The organism is Stenotrophomonas sp. KH_036_B (genome assembly GCF_057839485.1).
In genome coordinates, this window is record NZ_CM174491.1 from 3,997,227 (window position 1) to 4,009,550 (window position 12,324).

The 12,324-nt window shown below is 69.6% G+C and carries 1 protein-coding gene; it reads right to left on the reverse strand.

Annotated elements, in window-relative coordinates:
- Nucleotide 1: 1 nt before the first annotated feature.
- Entirely contained in the window at nucleotides 2–12,280 is a 12,279-nt protein-coding gene (locus tag AC3ITN_RS17765) for an Ig-like domain-containing protein (RefSeq protein ID WP_489391371.1), read from the reverse strand.
- Between the last annotated feature and the right edge of the window lie 44 nt (nucleotides 12,281–12,324).

Consider the following 12,324-nt stretch of genomic DNA (forward strand, 5'->3'; position numbering starts at 1 on the left):
GTCAGCGCCCCTCCCTGAGCGAGCTGTTGGTACCGGCAGGAGACGCGGGAGGATCATCCAGGCGCAGCGAATGCAGGGTGCTGCCATCGGCGGCGAGCACATCGATGGTGGTGGCGGCGGCAACGGCGCCGCTCACCAGGGGACGCAGCGCGGCCTGCAGCGCGGACGCACGCTGTCGTGCCAGCGCGGCCCCGTCGGCGGTGGTCGCCAGCGTCAGGCGCCCCCCCGCGTGCGTCTCCAGTGCCTGCGCAGCCTTGGCCAGCACCGCCGTGCGGTCGGCAGGCAGGCGTGCGCTGCCCGGGACGAACAGGGCATCGCCGAGCTCGATGCGAGCCGGTCGGGGCACGGCGGCACCCGAGGACGGCGCGCTGCGCAGCGCCCCTTCGGGCATCTGTACGCCGAAGTCGAAGCGTGCCGGCAGCCCGGGCGTGATCCGGCGGACCAGCGGATTGGGCGTGGTGAAGCGCGCACCGGCCGGCACGGTGGAGGGATCGACCTTGAGGATGAAGTTGCGCCCACGTGCCTGGCCGCCGGGAATGCCGACCAGGTGATAGCGACCGAACGCGTCCGTTTCCATCAGCAGGCCTTCGACCGCCGCGACGCGCACGCCGGGGATGCCGCGCTCGCCATCGTCCTGGATGCCGTTGCCATTGCGGTCATCGAACACGCTGCCCACGATCAGGCTTTCATCCAGCAGCGGGTCGGTGATGATGTCCACGTCGGCCGAGGCAACGTTGCCGATGGTGCGGTTCTCGCCGTCGATGGCGGTGATGCGGTTGGTGTGCACACCGGTGCCGGTGCCCGCACCGACGCGCAGGTAGTACACCACCGTGGCGCGCTCGCCTACCGGGATGTCGATGCCGTCGATGCGCAGCGGCTGTACGCCGCTGGTGCGCGCATCGTTGTCGGCGTCCTGCACCGCGAAGCCACCGCTGACGAAGGTGAAGCCCGGCGGCAGCGTATCCAGCAGCGTTGCGCCGTTGGCATCGACTTCACCGACGTTGTCGATGGTGACCGTGTAGCGCACCAGGTCACCGATCTGCGCGCTGCGCTTGGCCGCACTCTTGGTCAGGCGCAGCACGGCCTGCTGCCCGGCCACCGTCACCGACACGTTCGCCTCGGCGCACATCGGGGTCGGGATGGACACATCGCAGACGCGGTAGCGGAAGCTGTCGGTGCCGGCGAAGGCCGCTGCCGGTGTGTAGGTGCACAGGCCGTTGGCGCACTGGACGGCGCCGTGGGTGGGTGCCACCACCCGCTGCAGGCTGGCCGGGTCCAGCGGCGCGGCGCGGGTGCTGTCATTGGCCAGCACATCGATCACCAGCGGCGCTGCCGTATCCGCGGTGGCGGCATCGTCCACCAGGCTCAGCACATTCTGATCCACCATGACGGTGACGGTGGCCCTGGCGCACATGGCCGGATCATTGACGTCACATACCTGGTAGTCGAAGGCCTGCTCTCCGGAGAAATTGGCCAGCGCCGCAAAGCGGATGCGCGCACGCGGCAGCACGGTGGCGGTGCCATACGGCGGCGGCGACACGATGCTGAGGGTGACGCTGTCCGGATCGATCGGGGTGCCATTGACGCGGTCGTTGCCGAGCACATCGATTTCGATCACGCCGTCCTGCGGCAGCGCCACGCGGTCGTTCTCGGCGTCCACACCGGGTTCGGCCGCGATGATGGTCACGCTGACCGTGCCGCTGTCGCAGACGGTGGGCTGGTTGAGCAGGCACAACGTATAGGTGGTGGTGTAGCTGCCCGCCGGCAGGCCGGCAGCAACGTCCACCCAGCCATCCGCGCTGAAGGTCAGCGCAGTGGTGGCCACCGGGGTGAAGCTCACCTGCGCCGGGTCCAGCGGTGCGGTATTGAAGGTGTCGTTGGTGAACACGTTCAACAGCCGCGCGCGCCCTGCCGGGCCCACCGGGCCACCGCTGTCGTCTACCGCCAGCAGTGCCCCGACCGGGCCCTGCACCCGCACCGTGGCGATGGCGGTGGTGCAGTTGGTCGGCACGCCGTTTTCGCAGAGCTGGTAGGCCAGCTGGACCTGCCCCGCCTGCACGCCGGCCGCCACCATGATCTGGCCCTGGTTGTTCATGGTGTAGCCGGGGGTGCTGCCGGTCAGACTGGCGATGACACTGCCGACCGGCGGCGGCGAGACGTTGTTGAACGTGTCGTTGTCCAGCACCGAGCGGGCGATGGTGCCGCCTACCGACGGGTCCACCGGCGTGCTGCTGAAGTCGTCGTTGACCGCCAGCACCACGTTGGCCGAACCGGAAAGGGTCAGTGTGACGCTGGCATCGCCGCACTGTGCCGCATAGGGAGCGGGCAGGCAGACGCGATAGGTGAAGCTCACCTGCCCGGTCGTGCCCGACGGCGGCGTGTAGGTGAACCCGCCGCTGCCATCGAAGAACAGGCCCGCCACCGCGCCGCTGGTGAGGGTGTACGCCGCCCCTGCCGGCACGTTGTCGTTGATGGCGACGCTGCCGGTAAACGGCACCCCGCCCGGGACGGTGAACGCATCATTCTGTGGCGCCGGGGTGACCACCACGAGGGCGCTGGCGGTGGTGCAGTTGGCCGTCGCGGCCGCTTCGCAGATCTGGTACGTGAGCGTGGTGGCACCCGAGAGGATGCCGGTGCCGACCGCGACCGTGCCGTCGGTGTTCAAGCTGAAGCCAGTCGGAGCGCCCACCAGGCTGAGCAGCACCGTGGCGGGTGCCGGCGGGCTCACTCCGTTGAGCTGGTCGTTGACCAGCACGCTGGTACCCGAGCTCGTCCCGGGCAACACGTTGGTCAGTACGTCATCACCGGCCACCAGGGTGCCGTTGTTGATGTTGATCGTCGCGGTGGCGGTCGCGCACACCGTGGCATACGGCGCCGGCAGGCACGTCTGGTAGGTGAAACCGACCGGGCTGGGCGTGCCACCCGGCGGGGTGTAGGTGAACGCACCGGTGCCCGCCAGCGACAGGCCCGGCACGGTGCCCTGGAGCGTGTACAGCGCGCCCGCCGGCATGTTGTCGTTGCTGGCCACCGTGTTGCTCAGCATCTGCCCGACCTGCACGGAGAACGCATCGTTCAGCGGCGCCGGGCTGACCACCACGGTCACGCTGGCGGTATCGCAGTTGGTCGGCGCCGCCGCTTCGCAGATCTGGTAGGTGATGGTGGTCGCGCCGGAGACGACGCCGCTGGAGACGGTGATCCGGCCGTCCGGGGTGATGGTGAAGCCGGCTGGCGCCCCCACCAGGCTCAACGCCACCGTGGCCGGCAGCGGCGGCGTGACGCCGTTGAGGCTGTCATTGGCCAGTACGCTGGCAGTGGAGATGGTGCCCGGTGCCACGCCGGTGATCGTGTCGTCGCCGGCCACCAGCTGGCCGTTGTTGATGCTGATGGTGAGGATCGCCCGGCCGCACAGGCTGGCGTTCGGTGCGGGCAGGCAGACCTGGTACGCCAGGGTGATCGGGCCCACCGCGCCCACCGCCGGCGTGTAGGTGAACGCACCGTCTGCAGCGAAAGCGAAGCCTGCCGGCGCCGTGTCCTGCAGGGTATGGATCGCACCGGTCGGGGTGCTGTCGTTGGCGACCACGGTGTTGGCCAGGGTCTGGCCCGCCTGCACGGCATAGGCGTCGTTCTGCGGCGCCGGGGTCACCACGACGGTGACGCTGGCGGTATCGCAGTTGGACGGCGCGGCCGCTTCGCAGATCTGGTAGGTGATCGTGGTCGGGCCGGAGGTCACACCGGTGCCGACAGTGATGGTGCCGTCGGGATTGATGGTGAAGCCACCCGGTGCGCCGACCAGGCTCAGCAGCACGTCGGCAGGCAGCGGCGGGCTGACGCCGTTGAGGCTGTCATTGGCCAGCACGCTGGTGCCGGTGGCCGCGCCCGGCAGCACACCCACCAGGGTGTCATCGCCCGCGCTCAACGTGCCGTTGTTGATGTTGAGCGTCACCGTGGCCGTGCTGCACAGGTTGTTGTCCGGTGCGGGCAGGCAGGTCCGGTAGGTGAAGGCCGCCGGACTGGGCGTGCCGATGGGCGGCGTGTAGGTGAAGCTGCCATCCTGGTTGAACAGCAGGCCGGTCGGCGGGGTGCCCTGTACCGCCCAGCTCGAGCCTGCCGGCATGCGGTCGTTGCTGGCCACGCTGTCGCTCAGGCTCTGCCCGGCCATGACCGAGAACGCGTCGTTCTGCGGCGTGGGCGTCACGATCACGGTCACGCTGGCGGTGGCGCAATTGCCGGGGGCCACGGCTTCGCACACCTGGTAGGTGAAGGTGCTGGGGCCCGCATCGACGCCGCTGGACACCGTGATGGTGCCGCTGGGCGTGATCGCGAAACCACCCGGTGCGCCAATCAGCGTCAACACCACGTTGGCGGCCGCCGGCGGCGATACGCCGTTGAGGCTGTCATTGGCCAGCACGCTGGCTGCCGACGTGGTGCCCGGAACCACGCCACTGAGGGTGTCGTTGCCGGCGGCCAGGGTGCCGTTGCTGGTGTTCAACGTGACGACGGCGGGCGCGCACAACGCCGCGTTGGGCGCCGGCAGGCAGGCCTGGTAGGTGAAGGTGACCGACGCCGGGGCACCGGGCGGCGGCGTGTAGGCAAACGAGCCGTCCACATTGAAGACCACACCGGCAGGCAGTGCGCCCTGCACGGTGAACCTTGCCCCTGCCGGCAGGTTGTCATTGGTGGCCACGCTGTTGGACAGGGTCTGCCCGGCCTGCACGGTGAATGCATCGTTCTGCGGCGTCGGGCTGACCACCACGGTGACGCTGGCGGTATCGCAGTTGGTCGCGGCCGCGGCTTCGCAGATCTGGTAGGTCAGCGTGGTCGGGCCAGACACCGTGCCGATCGCCACGCTGATGGTGCCAGCCGGCGTGAGGGTGAAGCCGGCAGGCGCGCCGACCAGGCTCAGGATCACGTCGCCGGCCAGCGGCGGAGTGACGCCGTTGAGCGCATCGTTTGCCAGCACGCTGACACCGGTGGTGCCACCTGCGGCGACGCCGCTGAGGACGTCATCCGTGGCGACCAGCGTGCCGGTGTTGACGTTCAAGGTGACGCTGGCGGTGGCGCACAGCGCCGCATTCGGGGCCGGCAGGCAGGTCTGGTAGACGAAGACGAGCGGGCTGGTGGTACCCGGGGGGGTGAACGTGAACGTGCCATCGGGGTTGAACGACACGCCATCGGGCGGAACGCCCTGCACCGCCCAGGTGGAGCCGGCCGGCATCCAGTCGTTGGCAGCCACGTTGCCGTTGCTGATCGTGCCGCCGGCCTGCACCGAGTACGCATCGTTCTGCGGCGACGGATTGATCACCAGCGACACCGTTGCGGTATCGCAGTTGGCCGGCGCGGCCGTTTCGCAGATCTGGTAGGTCAGCGTGCCCGGACCGGCCATGGTGCCGACCGGCACGGCGATCGTGCCGTCGGCAGCGATGACATAGCCGATGGGCGCGCCCACCAGGGTGAGCTGCACCGTGGCCGCAGGCGGGGGGCTGACGCTGTTGAGGACGTCGTTGCCCAACACGCTCGGCGTGGAGGTGCCGGGAGCAATGCCGGTGAAGCTGTCATCGCCCGCCACCAGGGTGCCCTGGTTGACGTTGAGGGTGGCGGTGGCATCGCCGCACACGGCGGCATTCGGCGCGGGCAGGCAGGCCCGGTAGGTAAAGGTCACCGCACCCGTGGTGCCCACCGGTGGGGTGTAGCTGAAGGTGCCGTTGCCATTGAACACCAGTCCGGCAGGCGCGGTGCCCTGCACTGCCCAGCTCGACCCGGCAGGCATGCTGTCATTGGTGGCCACGCTGGCATTGGCGATGGTGCCGCCGGCCTGCACGGCGAAGGCGTCGTTCTGCGGCGCCGGGGTGACGATGAAGCGGATGGCCGCTGTGTCGCAGTTGGTCGGCGAGGCGCTCTCGCACAGCTGGTAGGTGAGCGTGGTGGCGCCGGCAGTGGCATCGGACGGGATCTGAACGGTGCCGTCGTTGTTGATCACGAAGCCGGCGGGCGGCGCCACCAGCAGCAGCTGCACGGCGGTGGATGCAGGCGGGGTGACACCGTTGAGCGAATCGTTGACCAGCACGCTGGGCGTGACCGAACCGGTGCCCAGCGGCACCGCGAAGGTATCGTCGCTGGCCACCAGCGCGTTGATGCCGATGTTCAACGTCGCGTTGGCGGTACCGCACACGGTTGCATCCGGTGCAGGCAGGCACGCCTGGTAGCTGAAGGTCACCGGACCCACGGTGCCCGCCGGCGGGGTGTACGTGAAGCTGCCGTTGCTGTTGAACACCAGGCCCTGCGGCGGCACGCCCACGCTCCAGGTGGAGCCGGCGGGCATGGTGTCGTTGCCGGACACGTTGCCGGTATTGGGCTGGCCGGACTGCACCGCAATGACATCGTCAACGGGCGTGGGACGCACCACCAGCGCGATGTTGGCGGTGGCGCAGTTGTTGGCGGCCGCCACTTCGCAGATCTGGTAGCCCAGCGTGATCGCACCGGCCGGTGCGGCGGCACCCACCGAAACGGTGCCGTTGGGATCGAGGCTGAACCCGGTCGGCGCGCCGACCAGCGCCAACGATACGGTGGCCGCCGCAGGCGGACTCAGCCCGTTGAGCACATCGTTGCCCAGCACGCTGGGGGTGACACCACCGGGAGCCACCGCGCCGAATGCATCGTCGACAGCAACCAGTGCACCGTTGTTGATGTTCAACGTGGCCGTGGCCGTCGCGCAGACGGCACTGTCCGGCGCCGGCAGGCAGGCCTGGTAGACGAAGCTGGTGGGGGTGGTGGTACCCGCCGGCGGGGTATAGCTGAAGCTGCCATCGGCGGCGAAGGTGACGCCCGTGGGCGGCGTGCCCTGCACGGTGTAGATCGAACCGATCGGCATGCTGTCATTGGTCGACACGTTGCCGTTGACGGTCTGTCCCGCCTGCACGGCGAAGGCATCATTGGCCGGCGCCGGCGCGACGATCAGGCTGATCGCAGCGGTATCGCAGTTGGTCGACGCCGCGGCCTCGCAGATCTGGTACGTCAGCGTGGTGGCACCGGACAGCGTACCGGTGGCCACATTGATCGTGCCGTCGGCGGCGATGGTGAAGCCGGTCGGTGCGCCGACCAGCGACAGCACCACATCGGCCGGCAGCGGTGCGACGGCGTTGAGCGTGTCGTTGCCGATCACGCTGGGCGACACGCCACCGGGTGCAACGGGCGTGGCGAACGTGTCATCGACCGCGACCAGCGTGCCGGTGTTGACGTTGATGGTCGCATTGGCCGTGGCGCACACCGCCCCATCCGGCGCGGGCAGGCAGACCTGGTAGGTGAAGCTGACCGGACCGCTGAAGCCCACCGGCGGCGTATAGGTGAGCGTGCCATTGGTGCCGAGCACCAGACCGGCCGGTGCGGCCCCGGACACGGTGAACTGCGCATCGGGAACGGCATTGTCGTTGGTGGCGACCGAACTGTTGAGCGGCACGCCGACCGGCGTGGACAACGCATCGTCCACGGCAGAGGGCGCTACCACCAGGCGCAGCGTGGCGATGGCGCAGTTGCCCGGTGCCGCGGCTTCGCACAGCTGGTAGTTGAGGCTACGGGCCCCCGCGGGAGTGCCGGCGGCCACGCTCACGGTGCCATCGGCAGTGATGCTGATGCCGGCGGGCGCGCCGGGCAGCGACAGCAGCACATCGGCAGCGGCCGGCGGGGTGGCGCCGTTGAGCGAATCGTTGAGCAGAACCGACGCGGTGCTGCCACCACCCACCGGGCTGATCGGGGCGGCGCTGAAATCGTCGTTGACCGCCGCCAGCGTGCCGACGGTGATGGCGATCGCGGCGTTTGCCGTGGCGCACAGGGCACCGTCAGGCGCAGGCAGACAGACCCGATAGCTGAAGTTGACCGGACCGACGGTGCCGGTCGGTGCGACATACAGGAAGCTGCCGTCGGCGTTGAACGTCAAGCCGGCCGGCACGGCGCTGGTCAGGGTGAACAGCGCGCCGGCAGGTGCGTTGTCGTTGCTGCCCACGTTGCCGTTCAGTGCCTGCCCGGCCGGCGTCGAGAACGCATCGTCGGTGGCCGACGGCGTAACCACCAGCCGGATGGTCGCGCTGGCGCAGTTGCTGGGCAGGACCGCCTCGCAGACCTGATAGGTCAGCACGGTGGCGCCACCTGCGGCACCGCTGGGCACCTGCAGGATTCCGCTGGCATCCAGCGCATACCCGGCAGGCGCGCCGACCAGGCTGAGGATGACGCTGGGCGAGGCCGGCGGCGTGACGCCATCCAGGGTGTCGTTGGCGAGGACGCTTGCAGGGCTGCTGCTGCCCGGCGCCAGCGGCGACGCGCTGAAGTCGTCGTCGCGTGCGACCAGGGTCCCCGCATTGACATTGATGGTCGCCGCAGCGGTGCTGCACTGTGCGGTGTCCGGTGCCGGCAGGCAGACCTGGTACGTGAACGCGACAGGGCCGGTGAAGTTCGCCGGCGGCGTGTACAGGAAGCTGCCATCCGGTCCGAACTGCAGGCCCGCCGGCGCCGTGGTGGTGAGGGTGAAGACGGCGCCGACCGGCGCGTTGTCGTTGCTGCCGACGTTGCCGGCCAGCAGTTGGGCCGCCGGGGTGGAGAACACGTCCGCGCTGGCGAGCGGCGCGACGAGCAGCTGCACCTGCGCCGAATCGCAGTTGGTATCCAGCGCCGTTTCGCACAGCTGGTAGGTGAGCGTGATGGCACCGGCGGGCACGCCGGCGGCAATGGCCAAGGTGCCGTCCGCAGCCAGCGTATAGCCGGACGGCGCGCCCACCAGGCTCAGCAGCACCTCCGCCGACGCCGGCGGCGTGGTGCCGTTGAGACTGTCGTTGGCCAGCACCGAGACGGTGCTGCCGCCCACGACGGGATTGATCGGGGTGCCACGGAAATCATCGTCGTTGGCGACGAGCGTGCCGGCGTTGACGTTGAGCGTCACCGTGGCCCCGGAGCACACGGCGGTGTCCGGTGCGGGCAGGCAGGCCTGGTAGGCGAACGTGATCACGCCCTGGGTGCCCACCGGCGGCGTGTAGGTGAAGCTGCCGTTGGGGTTGAACACCAGGCCTGCGGGCGCCGCGCCGCTGAGGGCGAAACTGCCAGTGGCAGGCACGTTGTCGTTGGCGGCCACGCTGCCGGTCAGGACCACGCCGGCCGGCGTGCTGAAGTTGTCGTTGACCGCGACCGGTGCAAGCAACAGCTGCACGGCCGCCGTGTCGCAGTTGGTCGGCAACGCCGCTTCGCACAGCTGGTAGCTGAAGTTGACCGCGCCTGCATCCGCCCCACCCGGCACCGAGATGGTGCCGTTGCTGTTGAGCACGTAGCCGGCCGGTGCGCCCACCAGGCTCAGGATCACCTGCGCCGGTGCGGGCGGGACTGCACCATTGATGGTGTCGTTGGCCAGCACGCTGTTGGTGGTGCCACCGCTTGCCGGGTTGATGATGGCGCTGCGGAAGTCATCCGGCGTGGCGACCAGCGTGCCGGCGTTGACGTTGAGGGTGACCGCGGCGGTATCGCACACGCCCACCAGCGGCGGCGCCAGGCAGGCCTGGTAGTTGAAGGGGGTGGTCCCGGTGAACTGCGCCGGCGGGGTGTAGGTGAAGCTGCCATCGGCATTGAACACAAGGCCGGGCGGCGTGGGGCCGGTGACGGCATAGGTGGTGCCGGCCGCCACGTTGTCATTGACCGACACGTTGCCGCTCACCGGGGTGGCCACCTGGGTGGCATAGGCATCGGCCACGGCATCGGGCGCAATCACCACCGCGACGGTCGCGGTGGCGCAGTTGCCCGTGCCCGCCTGGCACAGCTGGTAGGTCAGGCTGATCGGCCCGGCGGGCGCACCGGCCGGGACCACCAGCTGTCCGTTGCTCTCCAGCGTGTAGCCGGCCGGCGGTGCATTGATCAGCGACAGGGACGCCTGGGCCGGCGTGATCGGCGCGCCGTTGAAGGTGTCGTTGGCCAGCACGCTGGCGGTCAGGCCACCGGCGCTGGTCAGCGGCGCGGCAGTGAAATCATCGTTGTTGGCGACGATCGAGGCAGCGCCGACGTTCATGGTGACGGTGGCCGCGTCGCACACGCCGGTGTTCGGCGCCGGCAGGCACAACTGGTAGCGGAAGGTGTCGGGGCCGGTGTACGCCGCCTGCGCGGTGTAGGTGAAACTGCCATCAGCATTGACGGTGACAGTGCCATGCGCGGCCACGGCCAGCAGGCTGAACTGCGCGTTGGGACCGGCGTTGTCGTTGCCGGTCACGTTGCCGTTGAACACGACACCGGCGGTGGCGGCGAAGGCATCGTCCACGGCATCGGGTGCGACCACGAGCTGTACATCGGCGGTGGCGCAGCTGGTCGGCGTGGCCACCTCGCAGATCTGGTAGCTGAAGCTCACCGCCCCGGCCGTGGCACCGGCCGGGATCGACAGTTGTCCACCCGCGGTCGCGGCATACCCCAGCGGTGCGCCGCTCAGGGTCAGCGTCACCGCGGCCGGAGGCACCGCCGCGCCGTTCAGTGTGTCATTGCCCAGCAGGCTCACCACGGTGGTGGTCCCCGGCTGCAGCGGTGTGGCGAACAGGTCGTCCACCGCCAGCAGCTGGTTCGCCGCGACATTCACGCTGACGGTGGCGGTATCGCACACGCCGGGATTCGGCGCCGGCAGGCACACCTGGTAGGTGAAGCTGTCCGGCCCGGTGTTGCCGTTGAGCGGGGTGTAGCTGAAGGTGCCGTCGGCGTTGACCACGGCGGTGCCGCGGGTCGCCGGGCTGCCCAGCACGTAGGTGGAACCACTGGCGATGTTGTCGTTGGTGGCCAGGCTGCCGGTCGCGGGCTGGCCGCCGCCGGGCGTGCTGACCGTGTCGTTGACGGCATCGGGGCTGACCACGAGGTTGGCGGTGGCCGTGGCGCAGTTGGCCGGCAACGCGTTTTCGCAGAAGCGGTAGGTGAGCGCGAGCGGACCGGCCGCCGCGGTGGCAGGAACTTGAACGGTGCCGTTGGCATTGATGACGAAGCCGGTCGGTGCGCCGACCAGGCTCAGCGTCACCTGCGCCTGGGGCACGGCACCGCCGTTGAAGGTGTCGTTCTGCAGCACGCTTGTGGTAACGCCGCCCGCACCGGGCGCGATGGCGGGGGTGAGCGTGTCATCCACGGCGACCAGCGCGTTCGCATTGACCACGATCGACGCGGTTGCGGTGGCGCAGACCGTTGCGTTGGGCGCCGGCAGGCAGACCTGGTACTGGAACGAGGTCGGGGTTGCGATGCCGCCAGGCGGCGCATAGGTGAAGGTGCCGGCGCTGGTGACGGTGAGCCCGGCCGGCGGCGTGCCGATGGCACTGAACACGGCACCGGCCGGCGCGTTGTCGTTCGCCGCGACGCTGCCGCTCAGCGACGCGCTGCCGCCGACGGCGTTGAAGCTGTCATTCACCGCGGTCGGCGCGATGACAACACTGGCCGTGGCAGTGGCGCAGTTGGTCGGCGATGCGTTCTCGCAGATCTGATAGCCCAGCGTGGTGGCACCCGCCGCGGCGCCCGCCGGCACCGCAATCACGCCTGCGGCATTGATGGTGAAGCCGGCCGGTGCGTTCTGCAGCGCGATGATCAGGTTGGCCCCGTTCACCGGCGCACCGTTGAGGGTGTCGTTGGTGAGCACGCTGGGCGTGTTGCCCCCGATGGTCGAGGAAAGGGGCGTCGCAAAGGTGTCGTTGTTGGCGACCAGTGCGTTGGCCTGTACCGGCACCGCCGGGGTGGTCGCGCTGTTGTCGCCCGGGGTCGGATCGGTGGTCCCGGGCGGCAGCACCAGCGACACCGTGTTGGCCGGCACCGTGGCGGGCGTGGAGGTGGGCGCGGTGCCGTTGACCAGCAGCACGACGCTGTCGCCCACACCCACGTTGACCTGCACGTTGACCGCGTTGCCGGTGCCGTTGGCCAGCGCGCAGGACGATGCGGCGGTGGTGGGCTGGCAGCTCCAGGTGACATTGGTGAGCAAGGCGGACACGGTATCGGCCACGCCAACCGCGGTGGCCGCCGAGGGACCGGCGTTGCTCACCTGGATGCGGTACTGCACCGCACCGCCTGCGGCCACGGGCGTGGCGCTGAGCAGCGTCTTGGTCACGCTCAGCTGTGCCTGCAGGGCCAGCGCGTTGGTGTCGATGGCGGTGTTGTTGCCCAGCGCGGGATCGCCGACATCCACCGGCGCGGTGACCGTGGCGCTGTTGTTCAACGGATTCGGGTAGCTCTGTGCGAAGACCGATGGCGACAGCAGCAACGCCAACAGGGCCATCGCGTGCGCGATGCTGGCCGAAGCCATGCGTGCCCTGCCGTGTTTGCCGGTTGCTGCCATGCGTTCCTCCT